The 20,663-nt window shown below is 50.3% G+C and carries 19 protein-coding genes; 2 read left to right on the top strand and 17 right to left on the bottom strand.

The window, feature by feature from the left end:
• Positions 1-8: 8 nt before the first annotated feature.
• From JQN73_RS01385 to JQN73_RS01395, 3 genes are all read right to left on the bottom strand, one after another.
• Positions 9-791, bottom strand: a complete 783-nt coding sequence (locus JQN73_RS01385; RefSeq protein WP_205321317.1) for an ATP-binding cassette domain-containing protein — start codon at positions 789-791, stop codon at positions 9-11.
• Between the two features lie 2 nt (positions 792-793).
• Complete coding sequence (locus JQN73_RS01390; RefSeq protein WP_205323107.1) at positions 794-1,903, bottom strand: ABC transporter permease; 1,110 nt, start codon at positions 1,901-1,903, stop codon at positions 794-796.
• 257 nt (positions 1,904-2,160) lie between these two features.
• Positions 2,161-3,165, bottom strand: a complete 1,005-nt coding sequence (locus JQN73_RS01395; RefSeq protein WP_370551341.1) for a sugar ABC transporter substrate-binding protein — start codon at positions 3,163-3,165, stop codon at positions 2,161-2,163.
• A 381-nt stretch (positions 3,166-3,546) separates the two neighbouring features.
• Here JQN73_RS01395 and JQN73_RS01400 point away from each other — a divergent pair, with 381 nt between their 5' ends.
• Positions 3,547-4,416 (top strand): MurR/RpiR family transcriptional regulator, encoded by an 870-nt coding sequence (locus JQN73_RS01400; RefSeq protein ID WP_205321319.1) that lies wholly within the window; start codon positions 3,547-3,549, stop codon positions 4,414-4,416.
• A 102-nt stretch (positions 4,417-4,518) separates the two neighbouring features.
• On the opposite strand, the gene JQN73_RS01405 is transcribed toward JQN73_RS01400, so the two are convergent.
• Both JQN73_RS01405 and iolG read right to left on the bottom strand, forming a co-directional pair.
• Positions 4,519-5,544 carry a Gfo/Idh/MocA family oxidoreductase gene (locus JQN73_RS01405; protein WP_205321320.1) on the bottom strand — a complete coding sequence of 342 codons (1,026 nt, stop codon included), beginning with the start codon at positions 5,542-5,544 and terminating at the stop codon, positions 4,519-4,521.
• Positions 5,541-6,554, bottom strand: coding sequence for an inositol 2-dehydrogenase (gene iolG, locus JQN73_RS01410; protein ID WP_205321321.1), 1,014 nt, complete (start codon positions 6,552-6,554; stop codon positions 5,541-5,543). Before iolG ends, JQN73_RS01405 begins: the two co-directional genes overlap by 4 nt.
• Positions 6,555-6,836: 282 nt before the next feature.
• Between iolG and JQN73_RS01415 the strand changes: the two genes are divergently transcribed.
• A complete protein-coding gene (locus JQN73_RS01415) occupies positions 6,837-7,238 on the top strand; it encodes a hypothetical protein (RefSeq protein WP_205321322.1) in 402 nt (133 codons plus the stop codon).
• A 242-nt stretch (positions 7,239-7,480) separates the two neighbouring features.
• Here the strand turns inward: JQN73_RS01415 and JQN73_RS01420 are convergent, their stop codons facing one another.
• The 12 genes from JQN73_RS01420 to ispG all read right to left on the bottom strand — a co-directional run bounded on the left by JQN73_RS01420 (position 7,481) and on the right by ispG (position 20,654).
• Positions 7,481-8,017, bottom strand: coding sequence for a phosphoribosyltransferase (locus JQN73_RS01420; protein WP_205321323.1), 537 nt, complete (start codon positions 8,015-8,017; stop codon positions 7,481-7,483).
• Positions 8,018-8,038: 21 nt separating this feature from the next.
• Positions 8,039-9,352, bottom strand: coding sequence for an adenylosuccinate synthase (locus JQN73_RS01425; RefSeq protein WP_205321324.1), 1,314 nt, complete (start codon positions 9,350-9,352; stop codon positions 8,039-8,041).
• 3 nt (positions 9,353-9,355) lie between these two features.
• A complete protein-coding gene (locus JQN73_RS01430; protein WP_205321325.1) occupies positions 9,356-10,507 on the bottom strand; it encodes an ATP phosphoribosyltransferase regulatory subunit in 1,152 nt (383 codons plus the stop codon).
• Between the two features lie 329 nt (positions 10,508-10,836).
• The gene (hflC, locus tag JQN73_RS01435) at positions 10,837-11,718 is read right to left on the bottom strand and encodes a protease modulator HflC (RefSeq protein ID WP_205321326.1); all 882 of its coding nucleotides are present in this window, start codon (positions 11,716-11,718) and stop codon (positions 10,837-10,839) included.
• Positions 11,718-13,025, bottom strand: coding sequence for an FtsH protease activity modulator HflK (gene hflK, locus JQN73_RS01440; protein WP_205321327.1), 1,308 nt, complete (start codon positions 13,023-13,025; stop codon positions 11,718-11,720). The genes hflC and hflK overlap by 1 nt, the downstream gene beginning before the upstream one ends.
• Before the next feature lie 39 nt (positions 13,026-13,064).
• Positions 13,065-14,198, bottom strand: a complete 1,134-nt coding sequence (gene hflX, locus JQN73_RS01445) for a GTPase HflX (RefSeq protein WP_205321328.1) — start codon at positions 14,196-14,198, stop codon at positions 13,065-13,067.
• A 39-nt stretch (positions 14,199-14,237) separates the two neighbouring features.
• Complete coding sequence (gene hfq / locus JQN73_RS01450) at positions 14,238-14,474, bottom strand: RNA chaperone Hfq (protein WP_205321329.1); 237 nt, start codon at positions 14,472-14,474, stop codon at positions 14,238-14,240.
• A 124-nt stretch (positions 14,475-14,598) separates the two neighbouring features.
• Positions 14,599-15,942, bottom strand: coding sequence for a ribosome biogenesis GTPase Der (gene der, locus JQN73_RS01455; RefSeq protein WP_205321330.1), 1,344 nt, complete (start codon positions 15,940-15,942; stop codon positions 14,599-14,601).
• Positions 15,943-15,949: 7 nt separating this feature from the next.
• Positions 15,950-17,104, bottom strand: coding sequence for an outer membrane protein assembly factor BamB (gene bamB, locus JQN73_RS01460; protein ID WP_205321331.1), 1,155 nt, complete (start codon positions 17,102-17,104; stop codon positions 15,950-15,952).
• Between the two features lie 84 nt (positions 17,105-17,188).
• Positions 17,189-17,839, bottom strand: a complete 651-nt coding sequence (locus JQN73_RS01465; protein ID WP_205321332.1) for a tetratricopeptide repeat protein — start codon at positions 17,837-17,839, stop codon at positions 17,189-17,191.
• A gap of 11 nt (positions 17,840-17,850) precedes the next feature.
• Positions 17,851-19,221 carry a histidine--tRNA ligase gene (hisS, locus tag JQN73_RS01470; protein WP_205321333.1) on the bottom strand — a complete coding sequence of 457 codons (1,371 nt, stop codon included), beginning with the start codon at positions 19,219-19,221 and terminating at the stop codon, positions 17,851-17,853.
• A gap of 158 nt (positions 19,222-19,379) precedes the next feature.
• Complete coding sequence (gene ispG / locus JQN73_RS01475; protein WP_205321334.1) at positions 19,380-20,654, bottom strand: flavodoxin-dependent (E)-4-hydroxy-3-methylbut-2-enyl-diphosphate synthase; 1,275 nt, start codon at positions 20,652-20,654, stop codon at positions 19,380-19,382.
• Positions 20,655-20,663 lie beyond the last annotated feature (9 nt).

The raw sequence follows: 20,663 nt of genomic DNA on the forward strand, positions 1-20,663 counted from the left end.
ACTTCCTCTTAAATCCTGATGCCATCAAGTTGATTCATCAGCGTCTGCATCTCTGCACCACCCGCCATCATGTCCAGCACCGCGTCCTTGGACACTGTATCTTTGGTGAATGTCCCCATCGATTTGCCGCGATTAAGCAAAGTAAATGAATCGCCGATGGGATAAGCGTGATGGACATTGTGGGTAATAAAAATCACCGAGATGCCGCGCTCTCGCGCTGTATGAATCAGTTTCAGGACATTGAACGACTGCTTTACGCCAAGCGCAGCAGTTGGCTCATCAAGGATCAGCACCCGCGCCCCGAAGTGAATAGCCCGAGCGATCGCCAGGCATTGCTTCTCTCCGCCGGACATGGTGCCAATGGCATGGTGCGGATCGCGCACCATAATGCCCATTTCGGCAAGCTTGTCGCTGGCGGTTTTGGCCGCATATTTCAAATCCATCACTGTGATGCCAAACACTTTTTTCGTCGGTTCGCGTCCCATGAAAAAATTTCGCGCCACCGAAAGAAGCGGCACCAGGGCCAGATCCTGGTAAACGGTGGCGACTCCGACATCCAACGCCTCTTTAGGCGAATTGAAGGAAACTTCCTTGCCATCGACCAGATATTGTCCTTCAGAAGGTTTATGCACACCGGCGAGGGTTTTGATGAGCGTCGATTTCCCTGCTCCGTTATCGCCCAGCAAACAATGTACCTCACCTTTTTTCAAGCGTAGAGTGACATTTTGCAATGCGATCACCGAGCCAAAAAATTTGCTGACATTTTCTAACGCAAGAATAGTGTCACTCATGATTACCTCGCCTCCGTCACGCGACGGCGGACATAGTTATTAAACAGAACCGCGACCAGCAACATGACGCCGAGAAAAACGCGGAACCAGTCTGAGTTTAGATTAGTGTAGGAGATGCCTATTTGAACCACCCCGAAAATAAGTGCCCCAAAGCAGGCACCGATGACCGAGCCGTAACCGCCTGTTAATAACGCGCCGCCGATGACGGCCGCGATGATGGCTTCAAACTCTTTTTGCAGGCCACGGTCGGCAGCTGCAGATCCGACGTCGGCGACCTGAAGCACTGCGAAAAGGCAGGCGCAGAAAGCGGTAAAAACAAATAAGGAAATTTTGACGCGTCGGACCGGCACGCCGACATTCTTTGCGGCATTCGCATCGCCGCCCACCGCAAATATCCAGTTACCGAAGCGTGTTCTTGCCAATACGAAGCTCGCCACGATTGCCAACACCGCCCACCAGACGATCACCTTGGGAATCCCTGCCACTATCGGCGCTCCGGCGTCGCTGGCGGCAATCCAGCCGTGACTCGCCATTGCGCGGAACAATCCGTTTCCAACGGTACCGCTAAACAACAAGCTGCCCAGCCAATCTTTGGCAGCATATTCACCGACCCCGCTGACAATAGTGCGATTGGCGAACATGATAGAAAGCGCCAGCGTCAAGCCACGTAAAATAAATAAAAACGCTAATGTGACAATAAAGGACGGCAAGCGGGTCTTGATCACCAAATAGCCATTCAACCAGCCGAGTGCCATTGAGCCCGCAAAAGCGAATACCACTGCGAGCCAGAATGGCCAGTGAAAATAGACGGTGGGAATCGCCACCATCATTCCTGCAAAACCGATCATTGAGCCTATCGACAAATCGAATTCGCCAGCGATCATGAGCATGCAAGCACCGATAGCGATCAAGCCAAGATAGGCAGCAACCTGCATCCAATTGACGATACCATCCAGATTGAACATCCCGGAATCGCCTGCCGTTAACGCAAAAATAAGGAACACCAACACGACGCCTGCCAAAGAGGCAAATTCAGGGCGGCCTAAAAAGCGTTTCAGACCACCTTCTGAACGTACCCGCTCATCTTGGCTAGCGGCCTTGTTAGCCTTCATTTTGGGGCACGATCCGCCACTGACAGGCGTGACTTTCTCAGCATGTACGCTATGTGAACTCATGAAATATCTCCTGCCTATTTGCTTATTTTGATTCTTTTGATTATTCACTAGTGCTGGTCCGTGCCCGATGCCGAGATGCACGCCGTCACTTTTTTAAATCCCGTCAAACTGTCATTTGGCCGCCCACTTGCACGCTAGACAAAACGCACAATAGCGGGCGGTCACAAACACCTGATGAAGCGGTAGAAGAGTGCTTAACGATATTGACCAGCGTATTTGAGTACCTTACCGATATTGTCTTTGGTAATGTAGCCAGGCCCCGAACTGATGTCACGCGGTCCATAAATTGGTGTCAGGCCGTACTCTGCAAGACGCGCCTGAAACTTTGGATTCGCCTTCAGTTTGGCTTGTATTGTCGCTATATCGGTTGTCTTGGATTGCGTCACGATTGCCAACACAGCAACCGGGATATATCCCTGCAGATAGGGCTGCTGATCAATCGCAAACTGCACCGAGCCATCCTGGATGCCTTTGGCAATTTCATCGGACAAATCAAACGTGGCAAACCACATTTTTCCTTTAAGGCCCATTTTTTGCAATGCACGCAAGCTTGGGCCCGCAGAATCAGGACCGAGCGCCAATACTGCTTGGGTGCCAGGATTGTTGCGTAAATAGGCAGAAACTTTGCTCTCTATACCGGTTGGATCCTGACCCGCATCAAGCGTTGCTTTTTTATAGTCAACGCCAATCGCGTCAGCAAAACCACGGCAACGCTCGAACGAGGATGGATTGGTCGCGTAGTGATTGACGCACAAGAACGATTTGATTCCAGCCGCCTTGGCCTTCTCGCCGGTACCTTTGCCAGCCTCATATTCAGGTTGACCCACGTGCATAATCGCACCCAGCTCTTCGCTTTGCTGCTGCGTTCCGGAATTGATGGTGACCAATGGAATTTTCTTGGCTGTGACGGTTTCCATCGATTTTTTTAACACACTGAAATCAGCAATACTGACAATTACACCGTCATAATGACGGGCTGCCGCTTGCTCGATCAAACGCGACATATCAGCCAGATCGCCATTCGGCGGATTGCGATAGTCAACGGTGACGTTAAAATCTTCACCCGCTTGTTTAATGGCATTCTTAATGGTGTTCCACCAGGAATCAGAATCCGGCGCATGACTAATAAGGACAAATTTTTCACTCGCTGCGTACGCGATATTCACGGATACCGCTGACATCGCCAAGGTAGCGATCATCAAGGCCTTGAAAAGCCGTTTGGATCTATAAAGTTGCATTTTATCTCCGATTTTATTTTGCCCGGACTATGAGGTACGGTACGTGGTGCGGTCCGCTCGTATTTCACTTGCATCATCGCGCTAACATCTCGCTGACCGGCACTAAACAATAGAACAAGCGAGACTGGAATGCAACTTTCTTTTCAAAGTATTTTTATTTAGAATTTAATTTCTAATTAATGAGACTTTCTTTATAATGACCTTGATGGCAAATATCGGGTAGCCGTCAATTAGAATTGGGGGTAGGAAAAATAGTTATGACGACATTACTTATCATCGCTGCCGTCGATAGGATATTTTTTTTGTAAATCCTACAAAAAAAAGATACAACGAGGAAACACCATGGTGGAAACTGCTACAGTTGATCAACTGATGCTGCAAATTGCGGATAAATACGCCACGCTTTCCAAGCAATTGAAAATTATTGCCAAGTACGTCGAACAGCATCGCACGAGCTTGATGTTAGAGCGCATTAGCGATATTGCAGAACATTGTGATGTCCAACCGTCGGCGATCGTGCGCTTTGCCAAACAGTTTGGATTTAGCGGCTTTAGTGAAATGCAAGCCGTGTTTAGGGATGCTTACACGGCGCAAACCGGACCGTCCCCAAACTATCAACAACGTATTCGCAAACTGATCGAAACCAAAACTTCACCACTTCCCAGTGGTGCGATGGCTCGCGAATTCATCGATGCAAGTCGCAGTGGCCTCGACGAATTATTAGATGGCTTTGACGAAGCACGATTCGAAGACGCAGTAAAGCTTCTACATAAAGCTGAGAATATTTATGTCATCGGCGTGCGTCGCTCTTTTCCTATCGCGGCCTATATTGTCTACGCGCTGCAACACACCAATAAACGTGTCCATATGTTGTCGGGCCTGGGCGGAATGTTCCGGGAGCAAGTTCGCAGCATCGGCAAAAACGATGTAATGATCGCTATTAGCTTTACGCCCTATGGGAAAGAGACCCAGGCTTGCGTGCGCCTGGCGCAGCACCATCAGGCAAAGACCCTGGTTATCACGGATAGCCAGTTAAGCCCGCTTGCGAAACATGCTACGGTCGCATTGACAGTCAAGGAAGGCAGTGCATTTGCCTTCCGCTCCCTCACCAATGCGATGTGTTTGTGTCAGGCGTTATTTATTGCTTTGGCTTATCGGCTCGAATTGAATGTGGAGGAAGTCAATGTCATTGAAGGTTATGACGATCAATAGCACGCGGCTTGCCGGCTTCTCGATTGTTACCATGATCAGGTTTAAGCAACGCCACTGACGTCCGCTCCGCGCTATTCTGTGCGCTTCGGCGGACGAGTTTTTTCACAAGACAACTGGTAACTTCGATAGCAACGATTCGCGCAAGGCAATGCCGATTCGCGTTGCTTCTGTCGCATCATCAAGCGTCAGACTTAATGGCTGCCGATTCTGGATAGCGGCGATAAAATAGGTCGCTTCGGTCAAAAAAGCATCTTGAAAACGATCGAAGAAACTGGGCGTGCAGGTATTGCGAATCCCCGAGGCGTCTGCAATTTCCACGCGATTCTGGCGCGGATTGCGCCCCACAGTCAAGCGCCCTGCCGTACCGGTAATTTCGGTGACTGTCTCATGTCCGTGCGGCATCGTGCGCGAAGCATAAAACGTCGCAATGCAGCCGTTCTCGAACTCACAAATTGCGACACCATTGTCGACGTCTCCACAGGCAACCAATGCAGTATGGACCGCAATAGTGCCACTGGCAAAGACCCGGACCGGCTTAGGATTTCCCAACATCCAGCGTGCCAGATCGATGTCATGCACACTGCAATCGAGAAAAATGCCGCCACTGGTAGGTGCGAATTTAACGAAGAAACCGTCAGGATCCAGCTGGTCGCAGGTCTGTGAATACACCATAAACGGCTGGCCGATGCTACCGGACTGAATTCTTCGGTAGGCATCCTGATAGCTGGCATCGAAACGTCGCACAAAGCCGATCATGACCTTGAGATGCGGATGCAACGCCGCCTCCGCATTCACGCGCAGACAGTCTTCAAGATCCAGCGATAATGGCTTCTCGCAAAACACGTGCTTACCGGCACGCAGTGCCTGAATAATTTGCTGCGGATGCAGGGATGTCGGCGTCACCAAAAACACGATATCAAGTCCGGCGTGCGCTAGCAAAGCCTCATAATCGCTGTACAGGCTATCGATTCCCAGCGCCTCCTTCGCCCATGTCAACTCGCTTTCAAGCGGACTGCAAGCGGCCACTAAAATTGCGCCGGGAACGTGCCGCATCAGGTTCTCAGCATGGCGCCTTCCAAGTCGACCGAGGCCGGCGATTCCAACTTTTAATGACCTTTGGGCGCTCATGCTTGGATATTAATTGCGTTGTTTGACAAATCTATGGTGCGATTTTCACGCCACGATAAGGTCGCAGCTTCTGCCAGGGCTAACGCCTTAACGCCGTCATCAATTGTCGTGCGTACAGTACCGCCATTGATCAGAACATCAAAGAAATGTGCAATTTCCCGCGCATAAGCAGCGCGATAACGCTCTAAAAAAAAATGCTCTGGTTTATCCTGGCTAACATTATTGGCGGTCGAGGACACGACTTCTGTTGGTTTGTGATTTCCTGCCTGCAGCATTCCTTTGCTGCCGAGCACTTCAAAACGCTGGTCATAGCCGTATGCCGCGCGGCGACTGGTATTGATCTGGCACAGGCGACCGCGACGGGTGCGTATCGTTACGACTGCAGAATCGATGTCACCCGCTTCGGCAATCGTCGGATCGCTTAAGCAACTGCCAGTGGCTGAGATACTGACCGCGTCATCCTCTAAGATCCATCGAAAAATATCGAAATCATGAATCAACATGTCTTTGAAAATTCCACCGGAATTTTTTAAATAAGAAACCGGTGGCGCACCGGGGTCACGACTCGTTACCACCAACATTTCCGGCTCGCCTATTTCCCCGGATGCCAGACGAACCTTCAAAGCCTCGAACGTGGGATCGAAGCGCCGCTGGAAGCCGATCATGCAGGTGACCTTCGCTTCGGCTACCGCCAGCGCACATGCCTTGGCACGTGCCAGCGTCAGATCTACCGGCTTCTCACAAAATATGGCTTTACCGGCGGCGACCGCACGCAAAATAAGATCGGCGTGCGTATCGGTGCTGGATGCGATGAGTACTGCACCAATCGAACGATCAGCCAAGGCCGTTTCAATATCAACCACCTGCGCACCGCTTTGCGTTGCGATAGCATGTGCAGCCTCGGCGTTCACATCGCTCACATACTTGAGATTGACGCCCGGTTGCTGAATGAGATTAGCGGCGTGAATTTTACCGATTCGACCTGCTCCGAAAACTGCGACATCGATCATGTTGGTTCTCCGTGATATTTTTATCGTGAGCTCTATTGTAAGCAACAATTCGCCACGAAATGAATTTAATTTCTATTATTTTTTTAATCGAAAATAAATTTCTAAATAAACAAACATCAGTTGTATTTTCACAATGCCAACAGGTCTTGCCTTGAAAACACTCTCTTTTTATCAAAATTCAAGGTAAGGTTAGGGTGTCGCACGCCGCTGAGCTGAAAACGCCGCACAGCTTCGATTGAAAATCTGATTGTAAATAATACTGCACACGATTGGATGATTAACATGCCACGTCCACCATCTGCTTTTTTGCTAAGCGTCACCATTCTGGTACCGCTATTAGGATGCGTGACGCGAGGTGATAGCCCAGGGCCGAAACCGGTTCCCATGACACCGCTCGCACTGGCAAGCGGAAACCTGACGAGAACGATGGCGAACCGCGTCACCGTCACGCTGGATGACGGATATTCGATATTGTTAATGGAGGGAAGTCATTGGCTGTATCGCGGTAGCGTGCCGGATGGTAAAGTTTATCAGCCTAGAAAAGGGACCTTGTTAACTGACGATAAGGACCCGAGAGAATTCAATATTGTGACATCCGGAAAGCAGCTGGTAGGCCTATATTTCCCGGCTGGGCATCGCTATGTGCCCTTGAAGCAAGCGCTATACTTCGTTTTTCAGGATTAAACCGGGAATTAAGGGATACCCGTTTTCTCATTCCCCTTCTATTTTTCCCCTCCTATCATTCCCGTTTTTGCTATTTTCAGATAGCGTTTTGACGCGCCGAATACAATGTCGATAGATGCTTTGGACGCGCATAGAGCTAAAGCCTATGATCGGTTTTGGATGAAATATCGGCTTGAATAGCAAAAGCCCCGGTTTTTGACCAGGGCTTCTTTGTCTTACCAGGCAATTCAACAAACGCGGGGTTATCGCGCCATTCCGCGCTTTGACCATGCGTCCAACTGATGGGGACGCAAACTGTCATAGTCTTCGAACGGCTGATGAATCCATGGGTTGGTCGGCAAATGATCTACGTAAAAGTCGGGCTTGATGGTCGAGCATTCTTTCCACCAGATAACCGCCGATTTAACCTCAGTGACCGGCGAATAATTTTCCCGCAAGTGACGTTGAACCCTATCAAGAGTCACACCCGAATCCACCAGATCGTCCACCAACAGAATTCGACCAGCCAGCGAACCACGGCTCATGGTAATGTGCGCCGCGATATCAAGTTCACTTTGCACGGTGCCGGCCGCTTCTCGATACGAGCTGGTCGAGAGAATCGCTAAAGGAACGTCAAAAATACGTGAGCAGACGTCACCAGGGCGCAATCCGCCCCGCGCTAAACAAAGGACCTGATCAAATTTCCAACCAGACTCATGCACCTTGAGAGCGAGTTTTTCGATAGCGCGATTATAGTCATCCCATGTAACCCATAGGTGCTTGTCGTCAGAGATATTCATCTTGCTTATCTTCTATTTTAGTTATTTGAAAGGATGACGCAAGACGATAGTTTCTTCCCGATCAGGACCGGTTGAGACCATATCGATCGGTACGCCAACCAATTCTTCAATACGTTGAACGTAAGCACGTGCATTCGCTGGTAACGCATCCATCGACTTGGCCCCGACAGTAACTTCCGTCCAGCCCGGCATCTCTTCATAGATTGGTACACAACGTGCGGCTTCTTCTGCACCAACCGGGAAGATATCGACCACCTTACCGTCGATTGTATAGCCCGTGCATAGTTTCAGAGACTCGAGACCGTCAAGCACGTCCAGCTTGGTTAAGCACATGCCGGACACACCATTGATCTGAACCGAGCGCTTTAACAATGCGGCGTCAAACCAGCCGCAACGACGTGCACGACCAGTAACGGTCCCAAACTCATGACCTACACTCGACAGATGCAGACCGATACCATCTTCTGTAGGGAGTTCGGATGGAAACGGTCCTGATCCAACGCGGGTCGTGTATGCCTTGGTAATACCCAAAACGTAATGCAACATGTTTGGTCCGACGCCCGAGCCTGCAGCAGCGTTACCGGCAACGCAGTTACTCGATGTGACGAACGGGTAAGTACCGTGATCTACGTCGAGCAAACTACCCTGCGCGCCTTCAAACAATATTTTTGCGCCGTTGTTATACGCGGCATATAGCTCGCTGGAAACATCGGCAACCATTGGCGCAAGGCGCGACACGTTGGCTAATGCATCGTCGTAAGTCTTTTGAAAATCAACCGCGTCCGCCTTCAGATAGTTGGTCAGGACGAAGTTGTGATAGTCGAGATTTTCTCTCAGCTTCTCAGCAAAGCGCGTTTCATTGAGCAAGTCGGCAACCCGAATTGCCCGGCGCGCGACTTTATCCTCATACGCTGGACCAATCCCTTTTCCAGTCGTCCCTATCTTTGCCGCTCCGCGCGCAAATTCGCGGGCTGCATCCAGTGCGGTGTGGTAAGGCAGAATGATCGGGCATGCTTCCGACACTCTTAAACGAGACACTACTTCGACGCCAGCAGCTTGCAACTTGTCAATTTCACGCAACAGATCCGGAACCGACAGGACCACACCGTTGCCGATATAACATGCAACACCCGGTCGCATGATGCCGGATGGAATCAACTGCAATGCTGTTTTCTTGCCGCCGATAACCAGCGTATGTCCGGCATTGTGGCCACCTTGAAAGCGCACGACGCCCTGTGCGTGATCAGTCAACCAATCAACTATCTTGCCTTTACCTTCATCGCCCCACTGGGTTCCGATAACGACGACGTTTTTCTGCGTACTTTTCTGTAACATCACTTAGTCCAAATTTTTGATAATCCAGTGGCCATTTTCGAGCACGACCACGCGGTCGCAATCGAACTCATCTTGATCGTTTTCGTGGCCTGGCAAACTTTGAATCACTATCTCACCAGCCTGCCGCAACGTCACAATCTTTTCCTTTAGTCCTGCTTCTGTACTCCAGGGAGCACGAATCGCCGCTTTACGCTCGGCGGACGGCATCAGACGCGCTAATTCACGCAAATCCATCGAGAAGCCAGTCGCCGGTCGCGATCGCCCAAACGTCTCACCAACGTGGTCGTAACGACCGCCGCGTACCAGCGCATTTGGCAAACCTGCCACGTAAGCACCGAATATTGCGCCGCTCTCGTAATGATACCCGCGTAAATCTGCTAAATCGACTGTTACGCAGTCTTCTCCCGCCGCTTGCGCCAGCGCCTGCAATTCGTCCAGTGCTTTAGTAATAGCTGGCAATTTGGGCAATACTTCGTGGGCACGCTGAATTACGCTACTATCGCCATATAAATGCGGTAATGCCAATACTGCTGCACGTGTTACCGCGCCATAAGATGCACTTATTTCCAGCAAACCAGGTGTATCTTTTGCTTCTAACAACTTAACCAACGCCGTTTCATCTTTTTGGGCGCCCGCATCTTCCACGATAATCGCACGTAAAATGCCGACGTGGCACAAATCCAGTCGAACTTTAGTGATTCCTGCCAGCGCCAGGGAAGCCAATGCAAGATGCTGAATTTCTGCGTCCGCTTCAAGCCCTGCGTGTCCGTAAATCTCCGCACCAATCTGAAATGGCTCACGTGTCGCATGCAAACCGGACGGACGGGTGCGCAGCACACTACCTGCATAGCAAAGACGGGTAAGAGAGGCGCGGTTAAGCAAATGGGCATCGATTCGTGCCACCTGAGTGGTCATATCAGCCCGAATTCCGAGGGTACGGCCGGATAGCTGATCAACCAGCTTAAACGTCATCGCTTCGGTGTCTTGGCCCGCACCCGCCAATAACGATTCGACGTACTCCAACATCGGCGGCATCACAAGCTCGTAGCCGAACACGCGGAAATTATCGAGAATCAAACGGCGCAAGTCCTCGATTTTACGCGCCTCGGACGGCAAAACATCAGCGATGTTTTCAGGAAGAAGCCAATTAGGCATATAAAAATAAACCAAAAAAATCTGCCCCGGAACACACCGGTGCATGAAAAACATCATTATCAAACGCGACGGAGGATATAAGTAAATAATCCGCACAATCCGTGCACCCAAAATCCAGCCAGCTTAAAACGCCGCAAAACCAGACAGTGCCGAATGTAGCAGAAATTTTCCCCGCCACAAAAAAAAAGAAATGGCGTCTGGATAAATGACGCCATTAAATTGCTTCCGATCAATGACATTAACAACTTTAGTAACCGTCACCTGAGATGACAGGCTACTAAAACTTAACGTCAGGTAATCTTTTAAAATTGAGTCTTCAAACTATTAACTTATTTGGTAGAAGCCACTCCCGGACTCTTAAAATACTTGAAGAATTCCGAATTCGGATCAATCACCATCAGGTCATGACGACTTTTAAAGCTGGCGCGATAGGCTTCCAAACTACGATAAAACTTATAGAATTCCGGACTTTTCCCAAACGCTTGTGCATAAGTCTGTGAAGCTTTGGCATCACCCTCGCCTCGCATATTTTCTGCATCACGATAAGCTTCTGCCAAAATCACGGTGCGTTGTTTATCCGCATCAGCCCGAATTTTCTCCGACTCAGCAAAACCGGTCGAACGTAATTCATTAGCAACACGAGCACGCTCAGACTTCATCCGGTCATACACTGACGCATTGATCTGATCAACGTAATCGACTCGCTTCAATCGCACGTCAACAATATCAACGCCGATTTGTCTGGCCTCTTCCGCGACCTTCTTACGCAGCGCATCCATCACCTTGCCACGCTCACCGGAAATAACTTCACGCACTGTACGTTTGGTAATTTCTTCGTTCAATGCCGCTTTGACAATCTGCGACATACGGTCTTGAGCACGTTGTTCGTCTACACCAAAGCTGACAAAAAACAATTTCGGATCGGTGATGCGCCATTTCACAAAAGCGTCGATCAGGATATTTTTCTTCTCGGCAGTGATAAACCGATCGGCTTCAGGAGGGTCAATCGTCAAGATCCGCTTATCGAGGAACACAACGTTTTGAAACGGAGCCGGCAATTTAAAATGCAAGCCCGGTTCGTTGATGACCTGCTTGACTTCACCGAAAGCAAACAAAATCCCGTACTGGCGCTGATCGACCACGTACACGGTCGAAAGCAGCAATCCCAACACGATAAACACGCCAACTGCGAGAGATATTAAGCGATTCATTAGCGGCTCTCCCGATCACGATTGTCACGGGAACGCGAGTCAATGACTGCCTGCGCATCACTCTCCTTTACGGGAACTACCGGCGCAGTCGCTGGACTGACTCCTGTGGAACCTGTATTTGGCATTGCATTCCCAACAGCACCCGTTGCTACTGATTGAGCGATCAACTTGTCCAATGGCAAATACAATAAATTGTTTCCGCTCTTGGCATCGATCATGACTTTAGTCGTATTTGCAAAAATCTGTTGCATGGTATCCAAATACATTCGATCACGCGTGACAGCCGGTGCTTTCTGATATTCCGTCAGCACTTGTTTGAAACGTGATGCATCACCCTCTGCATTTGCCGTTACTCGGGCGCTATAAGCCTCAGCTTCCTGCAGCAAGCGCGAAGCTGCGCCGCGTGCCTTAGGAATTACGTCATTTGCGTAAGCCTGCCCTTCATTTTTTTGACGTTCACGATCTTGTCCGGCTTTCACTGCATCATCAAAAGCCGCCTGCACTTGCTCAGGCGGTTGTACGCCCTGCATAGTGACATTGGTGACTTGCACTCCGCTTTGATAATGATCCAGAATTTGTTGCATTAACTGACCGACATCCAAAGCGACTTTTTCACGCCCTTCGTACAGCACGAAATCCATTTGGCTTTTACCGACAATTTCACGAATTGACGCTTCGGCCACCTGACGCACAGTTTCTTCCGGATTCCGAATCTTGAAGAGCCAATCGGCGGCATTTTTGAGTTTGTACTGAACGGCAAACTGAATATCGATGATATTTTCATCTTCAGTCAGCATCAGTGCCTCTTTCGGCTGCTTATTTTTAGCATTTGCACGATAACCGACTTCGATTGTCCGAACACCTGAAACGTTAACAATTTCATGACTTTGAATCGGATACGGCCAGCGCCAGTTAAAACCCGCCATCGTTGAATGGCTATATTTGCCAAACGTCATTACGACGCCGGTCTGGCCTTCCTGAACAGTGAAAAAACCGCTAGCCAACCAAAGAAAAACAACGATGACCGCAATGACGCCGGCGCCAACGCCAGCGCTTTTTCCCGTAGGAAAACCGCTACCGCCGCTACCGCCGGCATCACCACCGCTACCACCACCGTTATTTTTGTTACCAAAAAAACGATTGATACGTTGGTTGAAGTCACGCCATAACTGGTCGAGATCCGGGGGGCCGTTGTTCGGCTTTTTGCCGTCGTTGTTTTGTTGGTTATCGTTTTGCGAATTACGGCCCCACTGCGGGTCGTTCAGCGAAAATTTGACACCAAATTTTTTTAATATAGAACCAAGCATTCGATCGTGATCCGGTATAGAAATAGGTTGGAATGCTCGTTAGAGGCGTTTTATCTGCGAATCCTGGGTATTACCTTCACCGTGGTGTTGTTCGACCCTCGCCGCATTGCTGTCTGTCACAAATTCTGTAATAGCCTGGCGCATTAAATTCAGACCTGCACCAGTTTGCGCGCTTATAAAAACACGCTGGATTTTATCATACTCATTGCGCTCTATCCCCGGCTCCAACTCGGCGGCATCAATCTTGTTCCACACGAGAATCTGGGGAATATGATCAGCGCCGATCTCTTTCAAGACGAGGTTAACCTGTTCAATTTGTTCCAGTCGGGTTGGACTGGCAGCATCCACTACGTGAAGCAACAAATCTGCATGAATAGTTTCTTCGAGCGTTGCCCTGAATGCAGCGACCAGTTGATGCGGCAATTCACGAATAAAACCCACGGTATCGGAGATCACTACATTGGCACCTTCACCAAGGTAGATTTTGCGTGAAGTGGTATCCAGCGTCGCGAATAATTGATCCGCAGCGTACACGCCAGCTTTCGACAAAGCATTAAACAAAGTCGATTTCCCGGCATTGGTATAGCCAACCAGGGAAATTGAAGGTACGTTGCTGCGGCCACGTGCCCGTCGTTGGGTTGCATGTTGCCGATGCAGTTTTTCTAACCGACCACGTAACGCCTTGACACGATCCCCAATCAAACGGCGATCCGTCTCAAGTTGCGTTTCTCCGGGCCCGCGCAGTCCGATCCCACCCTTCTGACGTTCAAGATGGGTCCAGCCTCGGATGAGGCGCGTCGCCAAATGCTGGAGTTGCGCCAACTCAACCTGCACTTTCCCTTCATGACTCTTGGCACGTTGGGCGAAAATGTCTAAAATCAAGCTGGTGCGGTCAAGTACCCGCACTTTCAATACGCGCTCAAGATTACGTTGCTGCGCCGGAGACAAGGCATGGTTGAAAATAACAATCTCAAGTTCTTCATCCAGCACCGCGTCAGCGACTTCCTGCGCCTTGCCTGAACCGACGAATAACGCAGCGTCAGGAGACCCTCGCCTTCCGGTGATGGTGATGATTGGCATCGCTCCTGCCGATTTCGCGAGCAAGGATAATTCTTCCAGACTTGCGGCAAAGTCACCTTTACCGAAGTCCACGCCAACTAAAGCGGCGCGCATGGGAGGAGTCGAAAAGCTGCCCAGAAGGACAGCGATTGGTTACTCTGAATCTGCTTCAAGATTAAGCGTCACAGCTCGTGCAGGAACAACGGTCGAAATGGCGTGCTTGTATACCATCTGCGTGACGGTATTGCGCAAGAGCACAACATATTGGTCAAACGATTCAATATGGCCTTGAAGCTTAATACCGTTTACTAAATAAATCGATACCGGAACGTGTTCTTTACGTAAGGCGTTTAGGAACGGGTCTTGTAACAATTGCCCTTTATTACTCATGGCTACTCCACTATGTTGTTGTGATTAGAAGTCAAACAGACCCTGCCTATATTGGCGGAGCTACCTTGAATGACTAGGTGGTGTATGACGAATGTAAACGATTTCTCACATTACTGCCAACGAACTATTTTATCGGACGCGCAAACGGGTTTTTCCCTGACTTGAACTCGATACGTAATGGAGTCCCAATTAGTGAAAAAGTTTCACGAAAGTATTTTTCGAGATAGCGCCTGTAGTTGGCGTCAATCGCTTCAAGTGAATTGCCGTGTATCACGACGATCGGCGGATTCATGCCGCCCTGATGCGCATAACGCAGTTTAGGACGAATTGAACCCTTGCGTCGGGGTTGTTGATGTTCAACAGCTTCCAACAATGCTCTCGTCAGTTTTGGCGTAGTCAAATTTGACATCGCTGCAGCGTATGCAGCGTCGACTGATTTCATCAGTGGCGCAATACCGGTCGACTTCAAAGCTGAAATGTAATGAAACTTGGCAAATGAAAGAAAATTGAGCTTGCGGTCAAGATCAATTTTGATTTCATCGCGGCGTTCACTGGTCAGGCCATCCCACTTATTGATACCGACTACCAGTGCACGGCCGGTTTCCAAAATAAATCCGGCGATGTGCGCGTCTTGTTCCGAAATGTCCTGTTGTGCATCCAATAGCAGCAATACTACATTGGCTTCAGATATTGACTGGAGGGTTTTCACCACGGAAAACTTCTCAATCGCCTCAAAAACCTTGCCGCGTCGGCGGATACCTGCGGTGTCGATCAAAGTGTATTGCGTACCGTCGCGCTCGAAAGGAATTTCGATAGAATCACGGGTCGTTCCCGGCATGTCAAACGCAATTACGCGCTCTTCGCCAAGCAAGGTGTTTACCAGCGTTGACTTACCGACGTTCGGACGGCCGACAATCGCAATTTTGATACTTCTTTCTTTACTGACCGGTTCTTCCACCTCAGGAGGGCGTTGCGCAAAAGCCAGATCGAGCGATTCTTCGACCAGATCTCCAACGCCGTCGCCATGGGCAGCCGAAATAACATATGGGTCGCCCAGACCTAGTTCGTAAAATTCTGCCGTGACAGAGGTATATTTCATCCCCTCGGACTTATTCACGACCAACATGACTGACCGGCCGGACTTGCGCAAGAAATCAGTGATGGTCTTGTCGTGTGGAGTCAAGCCCTGGCGGCCGTCTACGATAAAAATCACGACGTCCGCTTCGGCCACCGCTTGTTTGGTCTGCTTCGCCATTTCATGCATGATGCCATCTTTAGCTACCGGCTCGAAACCACCGGTATCAATGACCAAAAATGGCCGCTCGCCCATACGACCTTCGCCATAATGGCGGTCACGGGTCAGACCAGGCATATCGGCAACCAACGCATCACGCGAGCGCGTCATGCGGTTGAATAGAGTCGATTTACCGACGTTCGGGCGTCCTACAAGTGCGATTACTGGCTTCATTAAGTTGTTACTCTGTCGCTAATGCGATCAATGTCCCTGATTTAGTTTGAAAAATTACATTCGAGCCCACTACAACGGCATTGGGCAGAACCGCGCTTTTATCGGCACGAACACGACCGACCAATGTCCCATTTGCACGTGACAAGAAATGAATATACCCTTCGAAATCGCCGACGACGACCGTTTCACCCAATACTGCAGGACTAGACAGGCGCCGATTAGCCAGTTCTGTATTGTTCCACTCAGGGGTCCCGCTACCAACGGCAAATGCGCTTACTCCGCCATGCTCGTCAGCGGCATACAGATGTTGGTCATCTCCACCTACGCCGACATCGCTGGAAAAGTTTTTAACCCAATGTGCTGCACCCGAGCCAGCATCGAAACATCCAACACGGCCTTGATACGCTACCGCGCAGATGTCATGACCGATCAACAGTGGCATACCGGAAGCGTCGGCTACCCGCTCCAGTTCGGTCGTTCCACGAGGATCGCCGATCGCCATTTCCCACCAGGGTCCGCCGTTGGTCAGATTCAATGCTGACAAACGACCGCCAGGTAACGCAACAAAAGCGGCTTGCGGCACAATAAGAATCCCTGGCGCAGAGCGCAAAGTGAGCGACGGAACGCTACGTTGTGCTGTCCATTTACGCTCGCCGGTCTCAACGTCATACGCAGAAATCCGATTATCGAGGCTGCGCACTATGACCAAACCCTGGCCAACTGCGGGCGACGACAATATCTCGCTTGATGCTTGCGCTTTCCAACGCAGTTTCCCTTCTGCATCATAGACCAATACAGCGCCCTTTTCACCAGCGACTGCGACAAAAAAACCATCGGTGCCGACACCGGCTGTCAATTTCATCCCGGCATTGATTCGCCACACCGGTACGCCGGTCGTCGCGTCGATACGGGTAACAGCACCATCCGCCGACGCCGCGTACACGCTTGTTCCTGATGTCGCGGGGGAAAAAGTATACGTTCCGGCATCCCCTACTGATGCCGTCCAGGCGGTCCGCACTGCGGTAACCTGTTTGAACGCAACCAGCGCCGCGGGTGGATTGCTAGGCGCTTTGCTACCGAATAAAGAACAACCTGATAACGCCACTACCGCACCAGCACATGCAAATTTTATAGCTGTACGGACTTTTTGCAGTTTCTGCATTTGCTTCCTTTTATGCGAAAATTTTCTGAGCGAATCTTGAAACTGGTATAAATTTTTACGAATCATCGGAAGCTATTAAACAAATCAGGCAGCGGCCCTTGCCGGCGCTCCACCAATCGCATCAAGCTTTATTTGAATCAGTTGCCGTCCGGGACCACCTTGGGTTGTCTTGTCAATGGCGAACTGGTACGCAACACGCGCCTCATCCAGCTTATTTTGCGCAACCAGAATGTCGCCCTTGCGATCTGCCACGGCACCCGCGAATTCTGGCGTTACATCACCCGATAGAACTTTGAGCCCTTCGTCGTAAGCATTTTGATCGAGCAAGATACCTGCGAGGCGAATTTTGGCGATTGTCTTATATTCCTCTTGTTGGCCGTGATCAATCACCCACTGCAATTGCGTCTTGGCACCATTCAGGTCATTGGCGTCAAAAGCGGCCTTCGCAGCAGTCATTCCGGCCATCTCTGCATAGGCGGTGCCGCTGAATTTTTGTTGCATATCTGCTGTCGCGCGCTGTACTTTAGCGTTATCTTTTGCGCCCACTGCTTTTTGCAGCTCCTCATATAATTGCGAGGCTTGCGCTGCCTGGCTGTTTTGGTAGTACTTCCAGCCACCCCAGCCAGCATAACCCGCGAGCGCGATGATCACCACCCATGTCACAAGGCTTCCGTATTTTCGCCACCAGTCATTAATGGTTGCTAACTGTTCTTGCTCTTCGAGATTAAATGCCATAATAATTTACTTTAATGGTGATAGTGAACGTGTTGGTGATCATGGTCGTGTCCATGGTCGTCGTTTCCGACGATCTGATCAACCAGATAATCAGGAACGCCATCAAAGGGCACGATGGCCTGATTACTGCCATCCTCTTTAGTACCAATTTCGGCACGAAGTACTTTGACTGCGGCGGTATTATTTGCGACTTCGTCTTCGCCAATAATAACGGCATAGGCTGCGCCGCTCGCGTCCGCCCGCTTCATCTGTGATTTAAAACTACCACCGGAGTTTGCCGAAGCGCAATGTAGCACAACATCCAACCCGGCACTACGCAAACGCTCAGCGAGTACGAACGATTGTAATTGCGCAGCTTCACCTTGATGCACCAGATAGACGTCGCATTCGTTACGCGTCACAGGTTCACCGCTTGCGCGCATCAATTCCAATAAACGCTCTACACCCATCGCAAAACCGCAAGCTGGCGTCGGTTTACCGCCAAACATTTCGACCAGCGGATCATAACGACCGCCGCCGCAGACCGTGCCCTGGGAACCGAGCTGATCAGTTACCCATTCAAATACGGTGCGATTGTAATAATCCATGCCGCGCACCAGGCGCGGATTGATGGTGAAGGGAATATTGTTATGGTTGAGTATTTTCTGTACGCCGTCAAAATGGGCCCGCGACTCCTCTCCCAGATAGCTCAACAATTGCGGTGCCCCGTTTACCATATCTTGCATGGCGGGATTTTTCGTATCGAGAATACGCAAAGGATTAGAATGCAGACGACGTTGCGCGTCGGCGTCCAGTAAGTCTTTGTGCTGTTCAAAATAGGCAATCAGATCGACGCGATGGCGGTTTCGCTCTTCGGCATCGCCGATTGAATTTAATTCGAGTTTGATATTATCAAGGCCCAGATCGTCCCACAACCGCTGACAAAGCATAATCAATTCTGCGTCGACATCCGGTCCAGTGAAGCCAATAGCCTCGGCACCAACCTGGTGGAACTGGCGATAGCGCCCACGTTGCGGACGTTCATGGCGGAACATTGGCCCGCTATACCACAGACGCTTTGGGCCATCATAGGTCAAGTTATGCTCAATGGCAGCGCGCACCACACTAGCGGTACTTTCCGGGCGCAGCGTCAGATTGTCACCGTTCATCGAATCGGTAAATGAGTACATTTCTTTTTCGACGATGTCGGTAACTGCACCGAGACCCCGTGAAAACAACGCAGTCGGCTCGACGATAGGTGTGCGAATTCGCTGAAAGCCATAGCTTTTCAGGACCGATTCAACGGTATTTTCGAACAATTCCCATAATGCCGCGTCCGCAGGCAGAATGTCATTCATCCCTTTTACGCCAACAATTTTTTCAACTTTTTTAGGTTCGGACATTCTTCTTGGCGCTCACTTGAATATTCATTAATTTGATGGAAACAGGTCGCTAACGACCTTAGCGACACCCGGCAGTTTTGCCATGGTCATCTACTTTAGGTAATTATTGTTCGACGCTCTATTGCCAGTTTTAAAACCTCGTCGGGATTTTTCTCCCCCTAGATTTGCCCCGAAGGCTGCCTGGAATAGCGTTTTTGTACATAATCCAATACGATACTCTGAAACTCCTCTGCGATTCGCTCTCCGCGCAAGGTCATCTTTTTCTCGCCGTCAATAAAAACCGGCGCTGCAGGCGATTCGCCCGTACCGGGCAAACTGATCCCGATGTTGGCATGTTTCGACTCTCCCGGGCCGTTAACGATACAGCCCATGACTGCAACGTTCATTCCTTCAACCCCGGGGTAAGCTTTTTTCCACACCGGCATCTGATCTCGCAAGTAAGTCTGAATTTTATCCGCCAAATCCTGAAATACCGTCGAGGTTGTGCGACCACATCCTGGGCAAGCAATGACCATGGGCGCAAATTTACGCAAGCCCATCGTTTGCAATATTTCTTGCGCCACGACAACTTCTTTTGTACGATCGCCACCCGGTTCCGGCGTCAGTGAAATTCTGACCGTGTCACCGATTCCCTCCTGCAAAAGCACCGATAACGCCGCCGTCGAGGCTACGATACCTTTGCTCCCCATACCGGCTTCGGTAAGCCCCAGATGCAACGGATAATCGCAACGCCGTGCCAATTCGCGATATACAGCAATCAAATCCTGCACACCTGAAACTTTACACGACAGGATGATACGGTTTGCTGCCAGGCCTAATTCTTCCGCACGGTTCGCATTTTCGATCGCCGACGTGACTAATGCCTCGTACATGACCGCCTGCGCGCCCCATGGATCGCGCCGTTGTGCGTTTTCGTCCATGATACGTGCCAGCAAGGCCTGATCCAAACTTCCCCAATTAACGCCGATACGTACCGGTTTATCGTATTTGCAGGCTATTTCAATCATTTGGGCGAATTGCGTATCGCGCTTCGCGCCTTTACCAACGTTGCCAGGATTGATCCGATATTTAGACAGCGCCTGAGCGCACTCGGGATAGTCGTTTAGCAAGGTATGACCGTTGTAATGGAAGTCGCCAACCAAAGGAACGTCTATACCCATCTTATCAAGTTGTTCCCGAATCGCAGGTACCGCCGCGGCGGCTTCCGGCCGATCTACAGTGATACGAACCAACTCTGAGCCCGCACGCGCGAGTTCTTTAATTTGAATCGCGGTCCCAATGGCATCCGCTGTGTCCGTATTCGTCATAGACTGCACTGCGACCGGGGCGCCGCCGCCGATCATAATTTGACGCGTCCCATAACACACCGCGGCGGCTCGGCTGATGCGGCGGGCACCGGGGCCGGAAGCGATTGGAAGATTCAAGTCCGACATGGAAAATTC

It is taken from the genome of Glaciimonas sp. PAMC28666, from assembly GCF_016917355.1.
Lineage (GTDB): Bacteria > Pseudomonadota > Gammaproteobacteria > Burkholderiales > Burkholderiaceae_D > Glaciimonas.